The 16,519-nt window shown below is 53.5% G+C and carries 15 protein-coding genes; 4 read left to right on the top strand and 11 right to left on the bottom strand.

Features of this window, described 5'->3' with window-relative positions; genetic code table 11:
- Positions 1-118: 118 nt before the first annotated feature.
- Positions 119-784, top strand: a complete 666-nt coding sequence (locus GW591_RS06680; protein ID WP_013575621.1) for a GntR family transcriptional regulator — start codon at positions 119-121, stop codon at positions 782-784.
- A 65-nt stretch (positions 785-849) separates the two neighbouring features.
- Here the strand turns inward: GW591_RS06680 and GW591_RS06675 are convergent, their stop codons facing one another.
- Positions 850-2,361, bottom strand: a complete 1,512-nt coding sequence (locus tag GW591_RS06675) for an anion permease (protein ID WP_166860363.1) — start codon at positions 2,359-2,361, stop codon at positions 850-852.
- A gap of 577 nt (positions 2,362-2,938) precedes the next feature.
- Here GW591_RS06675 and GW591_RS06670 point away from each other — a divergent pair.
- A complete protein-coding gene (locus tag GW591_RS06670) occupies positions 2,939-5,716 on the top strand; it encodes a flavocytochrome c (RefSeq protein WP_166860359.1) in 2,778 nt (925 codons plus the stop codon).
- A gap of 73 nt (positions 5,717-5,789) precedes the next feature.
- Here the strand turns inward: GW591_RS06670 and GW591_RS06665 are convergent, their stop codons facing one another.
- Complete coding sequence (locus GW591_RS06665) at positions 5,790-6,677, bottom strand: LysR family transcriptional regulator (protein WP_153375494.1); 888 nt, start codon at positions 6,675-6,677, stop codon at positions 5,790-5,792.
- 105 nt (positions 6,678-6,782) lie between these two features.
- Between GW591_RS06665 and GW591_RS06660 the strand changes: the two genes are divergently transcribed.
- Complete coding sequence (locus tag GW591_RS06660; RefSeq protein ID WP_166860354.1) at positions 6,783-7,427, top strand: NADPH-dependent F420 reductase; 645 nt, start codon at positions 6,783-6,785, stop codon at positions 7,425-7,427.
- 133 nt (positions 7,428-7,560) lie between these two features.
- Here the strand turns inward: GW591_RS06660 and GW591_RS06655 are convergent, their stop codons facing one another.
- The 7 genes from GW591_RS06655 to GW591_RS06625 form a co-directional block, all read right to left on the bottom strand.
- Complete coding sequence (locus tag GW591_RS06655) at positions 7,561-8,238, bottom strand: DUF1989 domain-containing protein (RefSeq protein WP_126124904.1); 678 nt, start codon at positions 8,236-8,238, stop codon at positions 7,561-7,563.
- Positions 8,239-8,251: 13 nt separating this feature from the next.
- Complete coding sequence (locus GW591_RS06650) at positions 8,252-8,917, bottom strand: amino acid ABC transporter permease (protein ID WP_037034084.1); 666 nt, start codon at positions 8,915-8,917, stop codon at positions 8,252-8,254.
- Positions 8,917-9,570 carry an amino acid ABC transporter permease gene (locus GW591_RS06645; RefSeq protein ID WP_013575612.1) on the bottom strand — a complete coding sequence of 218 codons (654 nt, stop codon included), beginning with the start codon at positions 9,568-9,570 and terminating at the stop codon, positions 8,917-8,919. The genes GW591_RS06650 and GW591_RS06645 overlap by 1 nt, the downstream gene beginning before the upstream one ends.
- Positions 9,571-9,573: 3 nt before the next feature.
- On the bottom strand, positions 9,574-10,221 hold the full coding sequence (locus GW591_RS06640; protein ID WP_166860351.1) for an urea carboxylase-associated family protein: 648 nt from the start codon (positions 10,219-10,221) through the stop codon (positions 9,574-9,576).
- Complete coding sequence (locus GW591_RS06635) at positions 10,205-10,834, bottom strand: DUF1989 domain-containing protein (RefSeq protein WP_121019318.1); 630 nt, start codon at positions 10,832-10,834, stop codon at positions 10,205-10,207. The genes GW591_RS06640 and GW591_RS06635 overlap by 17 nt, the downstream gene beginning before the upstream one ends.
- 3 nt (positions 10,835-10,837) lie before the next feature.
- Positions 10,838-11,674, bottom strand: coding sequence for a transporter substrate-binding domain-containing protein (locus GW591_RS06630; protein ID WP_013575609.1), 837 nt, complete (start codon positions 11,672-11,674; stop codon positions 10,838-10,840).
- Positions 11,675-11,924: 250 nt separating this feature from the next.
- Positions 11,925-12,776 (bottom strand): MurR/RpiR family transcriptional regulator, encoded by an 852-nt coding sequence (locus GW591_RS06625; protein ID WP_013575608.1) that lies wholly within the window; start codon positions 12,774-12,776, stop codon positions 11,925-11,927.
- 139 nt (positions 12,777-12,915) lie between these two features.
- Between GW591_RS06625 and GW591_RS06620 the strand changes: the two genes are divergently transcribed.
- On the top strand, positions 12,916-13,917 hold the full coding sequence (locus tag GW591_RS06620) for a bifunctional helix-turn-helix transcriptional regulator/GNAT family N-acetyltransferase (RefSeq protein ID WP_119261669.1): 1,002 nt from the start codon (positions 12,916-12,918) through the stop codon (positions 13,915-13,917).
- Here GW591_RS06620 and GW591_RS06615 read toward each other — a convergent pair.
- Both GW591_RS06615 and GW591_RS06610 read right to left on the bottom strand, forming a co-directional pair.
- Positions 13,863-15,413 carry a putative bifunctional diguanylate cyclase/phosphodiesterase gene (locus GW591_RS06615; protein ID WP_119261668.1) on the bottom strand — a complete coding sequence of 517 codons (1,551 nt, stop codon included), beginning with the start codon at positions 15,411-15,413 and terminating at the stop codon, positions 13,863-13,865. The two genes, GW591_RS06620 and GW591_RS06615, sit on opposite strands and share 55 nt — an antisense overlap.
- Before the next feature lie 303 nt (positions 15,414-15,716).
- Positions 15,717-16,355, bottom strand: a complete 639-nt coding sequence (locus GW591_RS06610) for a nitroreductase family protein (RefSeq protein WP_013575605.1) — start codon at positions 16,353-16,355, stop codon at positions 15,717-15,719.
- Between the last annotated feature and the right edge of the window lie 164 nt (positions 16,356-16,519).

Genomic DNA, 16,519 nt, shown 5'->3' with positions numbered 1-16,519 from the left:
AACGGTCAATCAGTATTCAATTCCTCAATACATGATATATCCTATATAATGTATTTTTGGCAAGCTACAGATTAAACCGCAAAAGAAAAGCCATTATTTTGCTAAAGGAAAACGTCAGATGTTTGAGATGGAAAAAGCGCAGCGTGTCAGCCTCACTATGCAGGTGGAGGCCAAACTGAAAGGGGCATTAATTGTCGGCGTACTCAAACCGGGCGCGCGGCTGGTGACCAAAGAAATTGCTGAAAAACTGGGCACCAGCGTGACGCCGGTGCGCGAAGCGTTGCTGCGTCTGGTGTCGGCGGGCGCGCTTGATGCGACACCGGCACAGGCTTTTCTGGTGCCTAAAATTGCGCTGGCGCGGTATCAGGAAATCACCCTTATCCGCAAAAATCTTGAAGGGCTGGCGGTATCGCAAGCCTGCGGGCAGATCACTGCGCAACACCTCGCTTTGCTGAAAACGCTGAATACCCGATTTATGGCGGCGAAAGTGGAAAATAACGTTGAGGACGCTTTAGAGGCTAACCGGGAGTTTCGTTTCACTCTGTATGAAATGGCCGCGATGCCCACGCTGACCGCGCTGATTGAGCAGTTGTGGGTGCAGATTGGTCCGTGTTTTAACTATCTTTATCCGCAGTCACCGCATATGGCGCAGGGCCAGCATAATTACGATCAACTGCTGGTGGCGCTGGAAGCGGGCGACGCTAAACGCTGCGTGAAGCTTATCCACAAATCGATTGATGACGGCGCAGCCATTCTCGGTAAGCATTATTTTCTACAGGAGTGACGGGCGGTTGCCGGGAGTCAGGAGGCATTGCCAGACTGCAACACGCAGTCTGGCAGAGTCGTTCATCAGAACATCAGCACCATCCACGGATAGGCAATCAGCATCATGCCGCCGAGGAAAATCGCGCCGAAGATGGTACCGAGGCGCCAGTAATCTTTGGTTGGCAGATAGCCGCTGCCGTAATAAATCGGGCTAGGGCCGGTGCCGTACGGGGTGATGATCCCCATCACGCCCAGCGAGGTCACCATCATCAGGCAGTAAACCGGCATATTGATGCCCGGAATAGCCGCCGCAATGGTCAGCATCGCCGGTAACAGCGCGGTGGTATGCGCCGTGGTACTGGCGAACAGGTAGTGCAGCAGGAAGAACGCAATCAGCAGCATAACTGCCGCGACCTGCGGGTCGAATCCGTCGAGTAACTGACCGCCTTCTTTACCCAGCCAGGCAATAAAACCAACGCGGGCCAGACCATCCGCCAGCGCGACCAGCGTCGCAAACCACGCGAAGGTGTTCCAGGCCGGTTTATTACTGGTGATATCGTTCCAGTTCAGCACGCCGGTCCACAGCATCAGCACCACGACCAGCAACGCAGCCAGCGCGGGTTCAATCCACGCAGCGGCAAAAATCCACATCAGCAGCGCAGAACACACAAAGATCAGCAGCAGGATTTCGTTACGCGACAGCTTACCCAGTTTGTCGAGTTCGCTTTTCGCCCAGCGCGGCACCTCGTCATTAATCTTCACTTCCGGCGGATAGAACCAGTAGGCCAGCAAAGGCATGGTCAGGATCAGCAGCACCCCCAGCGGCAGGAACGCCAGGAACCACATACCCCAGGAAATCGTAAAGCCGGTGATACTTTTCACCAGCGCCAGTGCCAGCAGGTTCGGGGCCAGCGCCGACAGGAACATCGAACTGGTGATACACGCGGCGGTAATCGCCACCCACATCAGATAAGAACCGATTTTGCGCGCACTAGGGTCATTGGGTTTGGAGCCGTATAACGGCGGCAGGTTGGCGATGATCGGGTAAATGGTTCCGCCGCTGCGTGCGGTATTGGACGGCGTGAAAGGTGCCAGCAACAGATCCGCAAAGGTAATGGCGTAACCTAATGTCAGGCTGCGACGGCCAAGATATTTCACCAGAATCAGCGCCAGACGGCGACCAAACTGCGTTTTGTCATATCCTGCGGCAAACATAAACGCGCCAAAAATAAGCCAGACCGTCGAGTTGCCGAAGCCGCTCACCGCCCATTTGAACGCCTCGGTGGGCATTTTAAATTTCGGGTTGGCGATTTCGGCCGGGCTGAATAACAGCCACTGACTGAAGAGGGCGATCACCACCACGCCGGTCAGGCCGATCACGGCGCCGGGCAAGGGCTCGAAAATCAGGCCGACAATCACGCCGACAAAGATGGCGAAGAAATGCCACGCATAGGGTTCAAGCCCGGTGGGGACCGGCGTCAGCAGTAAAAGCACCGCCACCAGCACCTGCAGGAACAACATAATCAGACGTTTTTTTAGTCCCCCGGAGGCCGGATCGGCCTTGCCGGGAACATTCAATGTCGATGTGGGTTTCATAAATTTTGTCTGCCCGTAATTGAGTGTGAGCGTTACGCCACGGTTATCAAAGATGGTGTTCTGATTCGGAAAACCATTAATTTCTTTCGAACTTAAATGCGTTAAGCGGTACGCAATGACAGCGGGTCCACTGTGACGAAATTAAGATGTTACTTTTATTCTTAGCCTGAATGACGCAATACATTCACTTATATCAATACGGTATCATTACAATAAGTGTGGTTATTTATTTATCGAAATAATCCGTTTAAGTGAATGTAGAGTAAATTTGCGTAAACGCCAGTTGTTGCAGTCAACTCTATGATTTTGAAGGTGAGATTTTTTATGTTATTCTAATGTTGATTTTTGTTAACTCATCATTAACAATTGAAGGTGGCATGGGTTTCTGTGTCGGATAAATAAACAACTCCTGTTTTCAGCACGTTTATAACGCCAATTTCATCGCCTGATGCAAATAAATTAGCTAACAGATTTCTATATTCGCCTGCTTCGGATTGCTTAATTAAACGTAGTTTTTTACGGTAAGTAATGCGGTCATGGAAAAATTCAAGACTTACAGATTTCGGAGTTGATCATAATGAATAAGCTGACACCGGTACTGAATCCGCTCACGCTGCCAAACGGTGCGGTACTGAAAAACCGTCTGCTGATGGCCCCGATGACTACCTGCACCGGCTTTTATGACGGTACCGTCACCAGTGAACTGGTGGAATATTACCGTGACCGTGCTGGCAGCATCGGCACAATCATCGTCGAATGTTGCTTCATTGACCGCATGGGCCCGGCGTTTCCGGGTGCTATCGCTATCGACAGCGACAATAAAATTGCCGGTCTGAAGAAAATTGCCGATGCCATTAAATCCAAAGGCTCGAAAGCGATTTTACAGATTTACCACGGTGGCAGAATGGTGGAACCGGAGCTGATCGGCGGCCGTACGCCTGTCGCCCCAAGCGCCATCGCTGCACCCCGTGAAGGCGCGACCCGGCCAAAAGAACTGACCGGCGAAGAAGTGGAAACCATGATCACCAAATTTGGTGATGCCGTTAACCGCGCCATTAAAGCCGGTTTCGATGGTGTGGAAATCCACGGCGCAAACACCTATCTGATCCAGCAATTTTACTCGCCGAATTCCAACCAGCGCACCGACAAATGGGGCGGAGACCGCGACAAACGCGCCCGTTTCCCGCTGGAAGTGCTCGACATCACCCACAAAATGGCAGAGCGCTTTGCCGACGCCTCCTTCATTATCGGCTACCGTTTTTCGCCGGAAGAGCTGGAAGTGCCGGGCATCCGTTTTGACGACACGATGTATCTGCTGGAAAAACTCGCTGCGCGCGGGCTGGACTATGTGCATTTCTCGGTCGGACAACTGTTGCGTCCCTCTATCGTCGATACGCAGGACCCGACGCCGCTGATCACTAAATTCCGTGCCATGCGCTCTGAAACACTGGCTAAAGTGCCGGTGATTGGCGTCGGCGGCGTGATCAATAAAGCTGATGCCGAAAAAGGGCTGGAATACGGTTTTGATCTGATCGCGGTGGGTAAAGCCTGTATTGCTTATCCGGACTGGGCTGACCGCATCGTCAATAACGATCATCTTGAGCTGTTTATCGACAGCCATAAACGCGAAGAACTGAACATCCCTGAACCGCTGTGGCGCTTCTCTCTGGTTGACGCCATGATCCGCGACACCAGCGTCACCGGCCGTAAATACAAAGCCGGGGTGTATCAGGAGAAAGTCGAAGCCGAAGCGCTGAAACTGAAAATCAGCGTCACGCTCGACACTGACCGTATTACCGATATCGCGCTGGTGAAAGACGACTCGCTGGACGTCGATTTCACGACCACCTTCGAAAGCCTGCGTACGCGCATGCTGGTCGCCAACAGCCCGCACGTCGATGCCATTACCGGTGCGACCACCCAGAGTGAGGCGCTGAAAAAAGCCGTTTCCCGCGCGCTGGCAACTTCCAGCAAAGAACACGTCATCGAAGAAGGCGGCAACCCGCAGGCACCGCAAAACTACGATGTCGTGGTGATCGGCAGCGGCGGCGCAGGGCTGGCTGCAGCGATTCAGGCGCACGACGAAGGCGCGCATGTGGTGATTATCGAGAAGATGCCCACTATCGGCGGCAATACCATCAAAGCCTCCGTCGGGATGAACGCCGCAGAAACCCGTTTCCAGAAACTGAAAGGCATCGAAGACAGCAAAGACCTGTTCTATGAAGAAACGCTGAAAGGCGGCAAGTTCAAAAACAACCCAGTGCTGCTGAGAGAGTTTGTGGAACTGGCACCGGAAGCCGTCGAATGGCTGGCGGCGAAAGAGATTGAACTGAATGACATCACCATCACCGGCGGGATGAGTATCGACCGTACACACCGTCCGGCGGATCGTTCCGCCGTTGGTGGTTTCCTGATCAGCGGCCTGGTGAAAAATATTAACAAGCGCGATATCGAAGTGCTGCTTGAAACCTCCGTCGCCGAAATCCTGTCCGAAAACGGCGTGGTGACCGGCGTGAAAGTGGTGGATGAATATAATGACAGCCGCATTCTGAATGCGAAAAGCGTGATTGTCGCCACCGGCGGTTTCAGTGCTAACCGCGAGATGGTGGTGAAATATCGCCCGGAACTGGATGGTTTTGTGACCACCAACCATGCGGGTGCGACCGGCAGCGGGATTGCCTTGCTACAGAAACTGGGCGCGGACACGGTGGATATGGGTGAAATCCAGATCCACCCGACGGTGGAACAGACCACGTCTTATCTGATTTCCGAAGCCATTCGCGGCGGCGGCGCGATCCTGATCAGCCAGGCCGGAAAGCGTTTCTATAACGAGATGGAAACCCGCGATAAAGTCTCGGCTGAAATTATCGCCTTACCGGAGAAAAGTGCGTGGGTAATCTTCGATGAACAGGTGCGGTCGAATAACAGAGCGGCTGACGAGTATATCGCCAAAGGCTTTGTGATAAGCGCGCCAACGCCGGAGAAACTGGCAGTAAAACTCAATATGGATCCTCACACGTTGTCGGAAACCCTGCTGCGCTACAATCTGTTTGTGGTGGAGAAAAAGGACGAAGACTTTGGACGTGCCACTGCGCTGCGCCATCCGCTCAATCAGGGGCCGTTCTTTGCTATCCGCATCGCGCCGGGCGTGCATCACACCATGGGCGGTGTGACCATCAGCCCGGATACCGCCGTGCTTGATGTGCAAAAACAGGTGATCACCGGTGCCTGGGCCGCAGGCGAAGTGGTCGGCGGCATCCATGGCGCAAACCGCATCGGCGGTAACGCTGTCGCCGATATTATTATCTTCGGCATTCTCGCCGGTAAGAATGCGGCGGCGCTGGCGAAGCGGTAAGCGACAGAAGGTTAATGCTTTAAAATGAAAAACCCACGTGTGAGCGTGGGTTTTTTTATGGGGAACGGATGCCTCAGCCGAAAGCCTCCCGCACCGCCTGAATAAAACTGCGGATCTTCACGGTCTGTCGCAGACCGGCGGGTGTGAGGATATGCATGGGTCTTGAAGGTCCGTCGTAATCAGGCAATACCTGCACCAGTCGTCCGGCGTTGATCTCCTCGCGCAGCACATCTTCCGGCCCCAGCGTCACGCCATATCCGCTGACGGCAGCATGCAGCAGTGCGCGCCAGTCATTCGAGCGCAGACGGCCCTGCGGATGGATTTCCTGCATTTTCCCGTCCTGGTAAAATTGCCAGCGGCAGGGGGCCTGTGGCGACCAGATTCCGTAAACCAGACAGGAATGCGTCGCCAGTTCCGCCGGGGTTTCCGGTGCGCCATTTTGTGCAAGATAGCCCGGCGAGGCACAGGCAATCAGCCGGTATGGCCGCAGCGGATAAGCAATCATCTGGCTGTCACTCAGTTCGCCAATGCGCAGGATCACCTCATAGCCTTCCTCGACCGGATCGACCATGCGGTCGCTGAGCGTCAGTTCGATCTGCGTCTCCGGATACTGCGCCAGATAATGCGTAATGAAAGGTGCCAGTGAGGAGGTGCCGAAGGTGACCGGCGCATTAACACGCAGCGTGCCGGAAGGCGTGACTTTCATTTCGAGGGCGATAGCATCCGCTGCCTCGGCTTCTGAAAGTACGATTTTACAGCGCTCATAATAACTGCGCCCGATGTCTGTCAGGTGCTGACGCCGCGTCGTGCGGTTGATCAGTGCCGTCCCCAGCCGCGATTCCAGCCGGGCGATATGTTTGGCCACCATCTGCGGCGAAATACGCAACGCTTCTGCCGCCGCTGCGAAAGAACCCAGATCAGCGGTTCTGACGAACACGTTCATGCTGGTTAAGCGATCCATGATTCCCTCTTGTTTGTTGTTTGTTTATGTCTGTGGTGGCGATTTATCAATGTTCAGTGTGGAATTATTCTTACCCTATCGACAACAAAATGAAAGGTAAGAATCATGAAAATAGGCATTTTGGGTGCAGGGTTCGTAGGCAGGGCGGTGGCAAAACTGGCGATCAAAGCCGGACATCAGGTGATGCTGAGTAATTCTCGCGGTCCTCAGACGTTGTTCAGCCTGAAGCCGATGATCGGTTGCGAAATCGGTACCGCGACGCAAGCGGCTGCTTTTGGCGATATCGTGGTGATTGCCGTGCCACTGACGGCTATCGGACAACTGCCCGTGGCGGAGATTGCCGGAAAACCGGTCATCGATGCCGTAAATTATTACCCTGAACGTGACGGTCAGGTGGCAGAACTGGACGATCAGACAACGACTACCAGCGAATATCTCGCGGGCTTCCTGCCGCATTCAGAAATCACCAAAGCATTCAATGCGATTCAGATGACCGATCTCGAAAACGACGGTTTACCCGCTGGCGACCCGCAACGTCGCGCTCTGCCCGTAGCCGGTGATGATGAGGAAACGAAAAAGGCGGTGATCGCGCTGTATGACGCCTTTGGTTTTGACGCCGTCGATGCAGGCGCTCTTTCCGAAGGCTGGCGCTTCCAGCGCGGCATGCCGTCTTATTGTGTGCGGATGACCGAAAGTGAATTACGGGCGGCGCTGGAAGGCGCAGTAAGGCCGGAACCCGCAGGAAGATAAAAGGGCGGTTTTATCCCTCTGAAATTTTAAATGTGCTTAGGCTGAGATAACGTTTAAAACCCTCTCCCAACTTCCCCCTTCACAGGGGGAAGCGTTGATCAAGCCATCAGCGAGCTTGGCTTTTCTTCTGCCTTTAAACCCCCTCTGGCACCCACGCGCCCTGCAATTTCACCTGCGGGAAGCCTGCGGTCAGAATGCGCAATTCGGCATCGCGCGGAGTGTTGTCGCCCAGGCCCTGAATGCTGACGATGTCCTGCGGGCAGGCGGAGAAGGCGACGTAGCAGTCCATTTCGGCGCGCAGGATAATGTAGTCGCCAGGGCGCGTCACCACCGGCAAGGTTTTCAGGGTACGGCCATCCGGCTGAACCTGAATGTTCATGAAGATGTTGAACGAGGCCAGATTGCCGTGCGGCAGTGTTACGCCCAGTTCCGCCATGCCTTCAAACAGGTTGTCGTGGCAGTTGCGGTGCGGTTCGGTGCAGCCGAGTAACTCGTAACGACGCGCATCGCACGCGGCCATAAAGGTGTCGTGCACGCCGGGTGAGGTGTCGGCGACCAGCGTCAGAATCGGGTGGCGCTGGCTGGTGATAAAGCTGTCGCCGACCTGCGGATTCAGCCGCTGGTTCCAGACACGGGTGGCTTCCATACACATATATTCACTGACGTCTTCGGCGTTATACGCCCAGCAATCCACCACCTGGGTGCCGTACAAATTCACCACCTGCACGGCTTCACCTTTCGCCAGACGCACGGCTTTACCGTGGCGGGCGGCAATCAACTGGATGTCACGATGCTCAAATTCAGCCGACATTTTTTTCTCCTGATTAATGTTGCATGCTGCGACGGTAGCGCGTCATGCGAAATTCAATATGGCGCGCCAGCCAGTCAATCAGACTGTTCAGCACCCAGTAACACAGCGCGACCGTGAGATAAATCTCCAGCGGCGCGTAAGTCTCAGAAATCGCCTGTTTGGCGGCGTACATAAACTCCTGCACCGATACAATCGACAGCAGGGCGGAGTCTTTAATCAGGCCGATCATCAGCCCGACCAGTGGCGATAACATCTGCGGCAGCGTTTGTGGCAACACCACGTCGCGAAGTTGTTCCGTGCGGCTCAGCCCTAAAACACGACAGGCTTCCCACTGGCCGCGCGGTAACATCTCAATCGCCGAGCGTACGACCTGCGCGATATACGGCGCGTAATATAACGTCAGTGCCAGCACGCCGACCTGCGGCGAGGTAAAGGTGATGTCGTATTCCGGCAGGACGAAATAGAGCAGATAAATAACGATCAGCAGTGGAAGCGCCAGCGTCAGGCTGGTGTAAAGATGCAGCAACCGTTGCCAGAATGGCGGGGCACGCATCAGCGCGACGGCCATCAGCGTGCCCCATAACAGCGAGCAGATCGCCGCAATGGCACAAAGTTTTAACGTGGCAATCATGCCTGCGCCGAGCGACGGTAATGCGGTAAGAATAGCCTGCCAGTCCATTACGCCATCCTCCGCTTGGCTTCCAGATGCCGTACCGCGCTGATCAGCGGCAGGGCGATCAGCAGATACCCGGCTGACACCAGCAACAGCACCTGAGTGGCGTCGTAAGTGCGGGCGATAACGATTTGTCCGGCATAGGTCAGTTCGGTCAGCGCCACCACGGACGCCAGCGGCGTAGTTTTCAGCAAAATCGTAAACTCGTTCACCAGCATCGGCAGGCTGGCGCGGATCACCTGCGGGTTGATCACATACCACCACGTCAGCCAGCGGTTCAGCCCCAGCGTGCGCGCCGCTTCACGTTGTCCGCGTGTCACCAGACTCTGATTAACCCGCAAGATTTCCGCGACGTACGCCCCGCTGTTCAGGCCAATCGCCAGCACCGCCGCCAGCATTGGCTGACCGCCGAGGCCGAGACGCGGCAGGGTGAAGAACACCACAAAGAGCTGCACGATAGCCGGTGTGCCACGCATCAGGCTGACATACAACCGCCCGGTGACGCGCCACAGCCAGGCATTGCGTAGCTGGATAAAGCAGATGATTTGCCCGCACACCAGGCTCAGCAGCGCCGCCAGTAAGGTAAGTGTCAGCGTCATCAGCAGGCCATGGCCTAATTCGGGAAGTGCTGCAATCACCTGGTCATCCAGCCCCAACATGCGTTATTCCTCGTCAAATGCTGACAGATTTTCCGCGACCGAAAGCTTCAGCGGCGCGGGTTTATCGTTGCCTTCAATACCGGTGCAGCAGGCAGAAACCACAAAGACGGTATCGGCCACCACGCGACAGGTAATGCTGTCGCCCGGCTGCGTGCAGTTGGTTTCCGGCAAAATATCACCTTCTCGCGTCAGCCGGACGTGCATGAACAGATTGATGGGATCCGGCAGTTTCGGCACATTCATGCCCAGCCGTGCCAGTTCACTTTTTACCGACTCAATGCAGCCATCCCCCTGATAACCACGCTCAGCCAGCCATGCGGTGGTCGAACCCGGCAGCAGCAGGTCGTGGCGTTTTACGCTGTCCTTGCCCAGCACCATTACCGGACGACGGCGGTTATTCACCAGACGCATCCCAGAACCCAGCAGATAGCTGTTGCTGAATACGCGGGTGTGATGAACCGACAGCCAGACAGCAGGGTCGCTCAGGCTGAAGCCAAACAGTGCGGCCACCGCACCTTCGCCCGCTGCCGTGATGCGCAACAGTTGCCCGCGCAGCACGCGAATGGAGCCCGTCTCACCGGCTTTGATATCCACCGGCCCGGCCAGCGGACGGACTTCACTTTCGGCCCAGGCCTCACGCATTAACAGCATGCTGAATCTCCCCGTGGTAATGATTGCTGACCTGAATATCAACCGGCGTGACCTGCAAACCGTTGCCGGGAATGATGTCCTGCGGGCAGGACGACACTGCGCAAATCAGGTCACACAGCGCTTCAAAGACAATACAGTCACCGGCTTTACTGTTCGGGTCAGTGACTTCCATGCGGCCATCGGCGGTGACCGGCCCGTTCTGGAACAGGTTGAACGGTTCCGGCAGGCTGAAATAGGTCACGCCGTGTGCCTTCATGCCCTCAAGCAGGTTATCGACGCAGTTGCGATGGCCTTCAACACCGAAATCGATACTGAAACGCGTGCGGTCGCAGGCCGGAACATTGGCGTCATGAATACCAATGGTGTCGGCGATGATGCGCAACATCGGGCGGTTTTCACTTGACCACAGCGCATCTCCGGGTTTGAAGAACAGCGAGCGCAGATGCTGACGCGTATGCACCGGCGACAGTTTTTCATTCAGATCAGCGGCATTCACGGCCACAAAATCGGCGGCCTGCTGACCTTCGGCATCAATGACGGTAATAAATTGCCCTTTGTTCACGGTAAAGGTTTTGCCGTGACCGGCGGGCACCGTCAGCAGGGATTGGCACATAACTTACTCCTGAGGAATGAAATCGCTGGCGGGCACGGTAAAGGTGGTGCCGAGATACTGTTTTTGCAGCGTGGTGAGTTCGCCGTCTTTCTGCATCGCCAAAATATGATCGCTGATGGCTTTGTTCAGGCGTGTGTCGTCTTTACGTGTTGCCCACGCCATCCACTGTGACGGGCCAGCTTCGCCAACCTGAGCCACTTTGTTCGGGTATTTTTTAACGATCGGTGCGAGCACCGAAATGTCGTCAAACACGAAATCAGCGCGTTTAGTCATCAGCGTGCTGACGGTCTGATCCAGCGTATCCACGCTGATGATGGTGATCGGCTTCTTGCCTTCTTTGGTCAGCGTTTCGTTAAAGCCCTTGAGCAACTGTTCCGGCACGCTGGCGCTTTTCACGGCTCCGCTCAGACCAGACAACTGTTCCGGCGACAACGTTTTGCCGCTGAATTTTTTCACATCGGCCTCGCGCACCAGCACACCATTGACGGTTTTGCTGTAAGGCACCGTGAACAGCACTTTTTTGGCGCGTTCGGCGGTGACGTTAAGAGAAGAACCTTCGGCATTGAATGAGCCGGAGATCAGGCCGGGCAGAATGCCGCTGAACGCGGTTTTCTGAAACTCCAGTTTCACGCCGAGGTCTTTGGCGAAAGATTGCATGATCGCCACGCTGTAGCCGGTGATCTCGCCTTTATCGTTGGTGAATTCATAAGGCGGGAAGGTCGGGTCGATGCCGACGGTGATTTTACCGCTGCTTTTGATGTCTGACAGGGTGTCAGCTTGTGCGGTGCCAGCCGCGCCAGCAGTGATTAAAGCGGCGATCAGCAATGCTATTTTTTTCATTATGGTGATTCCCTGGTGTTGGTGAAATGTCACTGACCACAGAGCAGTTTCCATGCCACTTTTTTAATCAGTCGCAGCCTGAATATGACGGGAAACATTTTTTTCTTCCATAATCAATGAGAAACAAATGTTTCTTGTTTTAATATTTATATTTCTCAGGTTTCATCAGGAGGCGTGAAAAAGCGGCGGAAAGATCCGCCGCTGCACTGATTTGGGGATAAGTGTTCAGCCGTTGCGCCAGTGCGGCGCATTACTCCAGTTCTTCGAGGCTCTGGTGCAGGGTTTCGATGGTGGCGAGATGGTAGCTGCCGGTTTTACCCATGCGACGGGCGACCAGTGAACAGAGCAGGTTACAGACGCCGGAAAGCGCCACGGTGCTGTCGAAAATCAGATTAACGTCGGTATGACAGCGCAAGACCCAGTTGGCATATTTCGCCGGTTTACCCGCCAGCACATCGGAGATATACAGCATCGGCACCTGCATGTCAGCCAGGGCACTCATGGCGGTTTCCAGTGCAGGCATACGACGGCGCAGCCCGACGCAGATCACCACATCCTGCGGGCCAAGCGCTGCCAGATGTTCTGCCAGCGAATCACCGGCGCGCGGCAGCAGGCGTACGTCGGGGTGAACGTGGATCAGGTCGCGGTAAATCAGCATGGCGATGGTCTGACTGTGACGCCAGCCCATCACCACCACACGTTTCGCGTTGGCAATGGCCTCCACGCAGGCTTCAAGCTGGTCATCTTCCAGTAAACGGAACGTGTTCACCAGGCTGGAGACCTCTTTTTCCAGATGATTTTGTATCAGCGTGCCCAGGGGCGAAGCGCTGGGTGCGGCCTGAAGATACAGAGGCGAGCCGCTGTTTTGCATTTCACGCGCCTGACGGCGGGCAGCATCGTAGCTTTCATAACCGATATGGCGAAAGAATCGCGTGGCAGTCGCTTTGGATACGCCCGCGCTCTGCGCCAGTTCAGTCGCGGTATTCATCGCCAGCTGGCCCGGCGCGGCTAACAGGACATCGGCTAAACGTTGTTCGTGCAACGAAAGCTGATCCCATTGCTGCCGGATACGGCTTTCCAGCGATGCCGTTTTTGCGCTCATGAATGATCCCCGGAAAGAAAAAACTCATCCTGCACAGAACGTGCCGGATTGTCATGCACAATCTTTATCGCGGTATTGACAGTGCACCGGGGATGATGGTTGTATTATACAACTATCAGTCAAAATCCCGGGTAAACGCATGCCAGATCACGCCTTAATCGAAGAAATCCGTTCCTCCTCGCGCCTTATGGTACGCGAGCTGGGTTTTATGAACGCCACGCTGGCGGCCACAGAATATTCACCTTCTGCCGTACACAGCCTGGTGGAAATTGAAAATCAGGGCGCCATGACCGCCGCGCAACTGGTGCAGATCCTCGGGCTGGAAAAATCCAGCGTCAGCCGCATGCTTGCCCGTTTGCTGGCAGCGGGTGAACTGCAGGAAGTGCCGTCGGAAAATGATGCCAGAGTGAAACAACTGATACTGACGGAAAAGGGCAAGCAGACGGTCGGGCGGATCAATGAGTACGGTGCGATGCGCGTGATCAAGGCGCTGGAAAATCTGGATGCTGCGCAGCAACAGGCCGTCGCAAAAGGCCTGACGGCGTATGCCCGCGCCCTTGAACGTTGTCGCGACGGGGACCCGGTCGCGCCCCAACACAACATTGAAATCGTCACGGGATATCAGCCGGGCATGATTGGCCGGATTGCGGAAATGCACGGCACGTATTACGCCAGTAATTACAACTTCGGGCATTTCTTCGAGGGAAAGGTTGCCAGCGGACTGGCCGAGTTCTGCGGGCGTTTGCATGAACCCTGCAACCAGGTCTGGCTGGCGGTCAGCAACGGGCGGGTGGTCGGTTCAGTGGCTATCGATGGTCAGGATCTGGGAAATAACGAAGCCCACCTGCGCTGGTTTATTCTTGATGACCGCTGCCGGGGAACGGGCATGGGCAGAAAACTGCTCAGTGAAGCGATAGCGTTTTGCGACGGGCGCGGATTCGACGCTGTTCAGCTCTGGACCTTCAGCGGCCTTCATGCTGCGCGACGTCTGTATGAATCCTTTGGTTTCGAACTGCTGAAAGAATGGCAGGGCGACCAGTGGGGCATGACGATGACCGAACAACAGTTCACCCGCCGGTCACCGCTTCATTCCGCTGTGACCTTTTCAGCTTCAGTTAAAGGCGATTTTATTGATTTATGAATATTTGCTGCAGGAACCGGTTTTCCGAGGAAATAGCCCTGACCAATATCACAGCCGAGTTCCTGTAAAATAATCAGCTGACTTTTATATTCAATGCCTTCAGCAACCACTTTTACGTTGAGGGCGTTGGCAAGGGAGAGAATAGAGCAAACAATCTTATTCTGTTTCTCATTAGTCTGGAATGTATCAATAAAACTCTTATCAATTTTTAATGTATCAAAGGGAAAGTCACAGAGCTGAGAAAGGCTTGAGTATCCGGTGCCAAAATCATCGAGAGCAATTTTAACGCCTGCGTCACGGAGTCTTTTAAGTGTATATCGGGCCAGATGTCTGTCGCTAAACAGCGCGCTTTCCGTGACTTCAATTTCCAGTTGTTCTGGCGGGAAACCCACATCATCAAGAATACCTATAATTCTTGATTTAAGATTTTTGTCACATAAAAGTAAAGGTGAAAGATTAAAGGACAACCGTTTGTCGGATGGCCATTTTAGCGCTTCAAGACATGCCTCCCGTAAGAGATATTCTGTCAGTTCTGTTATTGCTCCTGTGTCTTCAGCAAGCGCAATGAACTTCGACGGCGGGATGAACTTTCCCGCCGAGATTTCCCATCGGGCAAGGGCTTCAAAGCCTATGATTTTTTCTGATTTTAGATCCACCAAAGGCTGATAATGACTCACAAAAACTTTGTTTTTCAAGGCTGATTTAAAATCACGTTCCAGTTGTGCCATGGATAATAAAGATTCTTCCATGCTCGCAGAGAATGCCCTGATCTGCTCTCTGCCAGCTTTTTTAGCAACATGCATTGCACAATCGGACTGTTGAATCACTTTCTTAAGATCGCACGAATCTTCCGGGGATCGTGAAATACCAATATTGGCTGAAATATTGAAGGTGAATCCATCCAGATTAACCGGTGAACACAGGCTACGCATAACGCGCCCGGACAGCGAGGTCAGGTCGGTTTTGTCAATATTGGGTCTCAGGACAAGAAAATCATCGGCGGCTAATTTATAAACGCAGCCAGGGAAAATATTCAGCAGTCTTTCTGCTACAATCTTAAATATCTCATCATGATAGTCATGGCCGAAAATATCATTAATATCCTTCAGTCTGTTTATTTCAATGGTGAACACACCAAAACTACTTTTGTTTTCTTGGTTATATTGTGCGATGGTAGAGTTGAGTATGATTGTATTCGGCAGCCCTGTTACCGGATCATGACATTCAACCCAATGAAAATTCTTTTCAGCTTCCATTCGCCTTGCTATTTCCTTTTCCATTGCTTTTATTCTCATAAGAGAAAAAATAAGCCCAAGAAAACCCGTTATATTCAGGGTAATGAAAACTTCGTCTAAATTATAGACTTCATATGCTTTAAAAAAAGAATAGAAAACTTCATTCATATTAAAATACAGGGAAAATAAATAGGTTGCTATGAGTATCCCTATCCATACATAAAGCTCGACTTTTGCCTTATTGCGAAGCTTCTTTAACATATGCAACCTCAAAATAAGTTAACAGAGTCAGTAAAATCATTTATCTGCATGTGTTATCGGCATTCTGATGAGGCTATTTAGCCCGGATAAGGTTTTTTTTAAATAAAGGGGCTACTTATTATGATTTTTGCGGGGGTGATCACTCTGGGCAACGGCACAGCGGAAAGCTTTTATCGTCCGTAAATGACCTTATAAGCGTGAAGTCAGGGGGATTTATGATAATAAAATCAGGATGTCATCAGTAAGGTACGTCTGTGTTTAGGGTATGAAGGCCACCGGCCGGACAGGGCCGGTGGCCTGATATTACTTGATTTCGGTGACGAAGTTTTCACGGCTGCGGCGAACTTTCTTCAGGTTCACCAGCCAGTCGCCTTCGTGGGCGCGGTAGCCCAGCGGCAGGATCACCACGCTGCGCAGGTTTTTGTCTTTCAGGCCCAGGATTTCATCCACGGCAGCAGGATCAAACCCTTCCATTGGCGTCGCATCCACTTCTTCAAACGCGGCGGCGATCAGCGCGGCGCCCAGACCGATATAGGCCTGACGTGCAGCGGCCTGATAATTCGCTTCGGTACCGCGTTCAGCGACAATGCTCAGCAGTTTCTGGCGGTAGTTTTCCCAGCCTTCGTTTTTAAAACCGCGAACCTCGTTGGTCAGGTCGAACATCATGTTCACGCGTTCTGGCGTGATGTCATCCCATGCCGCGAACACCAGCAGGTGAGAACAGTCGGTGACCTGCGCCTGATCCCAGGCAACGGTGCGGATTTTTGCGCGGATATCCGGATTAGTGACTACCAGCAGTTCGAAGGGTTGCAGACCGCTTGAGGTCGGTGCCAGACGCACGGCCTCAATAATGTTTTCAATCTTTTCAGCCGGAACCGTTTTGGCCGCATCAAACTTCTTGGTTGCGTATCGCCATGCCAGTTTTTCGTTTAAGGTCGTCATCTTTTTTTCCTGAAGGATAAATTTGGAAGCGGGGGATTGCCTGTGACAATTATTCCCAAATAGCCGCCCGATAATCGCATGAACCGAATCCGGGAGTTTATACTTTTGAGCCTTGATAAAGACCGCCGTCAGTGAAAATTTGCAGGGTTAGCACACAGTTGTCA

Origin of the sequence: Rahnella aceris (assembly GCF_011684115.1) — a bacterium.
In the GTDB taxonomy this organism is placed as follows: Bacteria; Pseudomonadota; Gammaproteobacteria; order Enterobacterales; family Enterobacteriaceae; genus Rahnella; species Rahnella aceris.
Note: the sequence above shows the minus strand (reverse complement) of the source record. Positions and strands in the feature narration are given on the sequence as shown.

What these genes read in the sequence shown, in the direction of transcription:
- GW591_RS06680 (WP_013575621.1), top strand. Translation starts at nt 119, where the DNA reads ATGTTTGAGATGGAAAAAGCGCAGCGTGTCAGCCTCACTATGCAGGTG.
- GW591_RS06675 (WP_166860363.1), bottom strand. Translation starts at nt 2,361, where the DNA reads ATGAAACCCACATCGACATTGAATGTTCCCGGCAAGGCCGATCCGGCC.
- GW591_RS06670 (WP_166860359.1), top strand. Translation starts at nt 2,939, where the DNA reads ATGAATAAGCTGACACCGGTACTGAATCCGCTCACGCTGCCAAACGGT.
- GW591_RS06665 (WP_153375494.1), bottom strand. Translation starts at nt 6,677, where the DNA reads ATGGATCGCTTAACCAGCATGAACGTGTTCGTCAGAACCGCTGATCTG.
- GW591_RS06660 (WP_166860354.1), top strand. Translation starts at nt 6,783, where the DNA reads ATGAAAATAGGCATTTTGGGTGCAGGGTTCGTAGGCAGGGCGGTGGCA.
- GW591_RS06655 (WP_126124904.1), bottom strand. Translation starts at nt 8,238, where the DNA reads ATGTCGGCTGAATTTGAGCATCGTGACATCCAGTTGATTGCCGCCCGC.
- GW591_RS06650 (WP_037034084.1), bottom strand. Translation starts at nt 8,917, where the DNA reads ATGGACTGGCAGGCTATTCTTACCGCATTACCGTCGCTCGGCGCAGGC.
- GW591_RS06645 (WP_013575612.1), bottom strand. Translation starts at nt 9,570, where the DNA reads ATGTTGGGGCTGGATGACCAGGTGATTGCAGCACTTCCCGAATTAGGC.
- GW591_RS06640 (WP_166860351.1), bottom strand. Translation starts at nt 10,221, where the DNA reads ATGCTGTTAATGCGTGAGGCCTGGGCCGAAAGTGAAGTCCGTCCGCTG.
- GW591_RS06635 (WP_121019318.1), bottom strand. Translation starts at nt 10,834, where the DNA reads ATGTGCCAATCCCTGCTGACGGTGCCCGCCGGTCACGGCAAAACCTTT.
- GW591_RS06630 (WP_013575609.1), bottom strand. Translation starts at nt 11,674, where the DNA reads ATGAAAAAAATAGCATTGCTGATCGCCGCTTTAATCACTGCTGGCGCG.
- GW591_RS06625 (WP_013575608.1), bottom strand. Translation starts at nt 12,776, where the DNA reads ATGAGCGCAAAAACGGCATCGCTGGAAAGCCGTATCCGGCAGCAATGG.
- GW591_RS06620 (WP_119261669.1), top strand. Translation starts at nt 12,916, where the DNA reads ATGCCAGATCACGCCTTAATCGAAGAAATCCGTTCCTCCTCGCGCCTT.
- GW591_RS06615 (WP_119261668.1), bottom strand. Translation starts at nt 15,413, where the DNA reads ATGTTAAAGAAGCTTCGCAATAAGGCAAAAGTCGAGCTTTATGTATGG.
- GW591_RS06610 (WP_013575605.1), bottom strand. Translation starts at nt 16,355, where the DNA reads ATGACGACCTTAAACGAAAAACTGGCATGGCGATACGCAACCAAGAAG.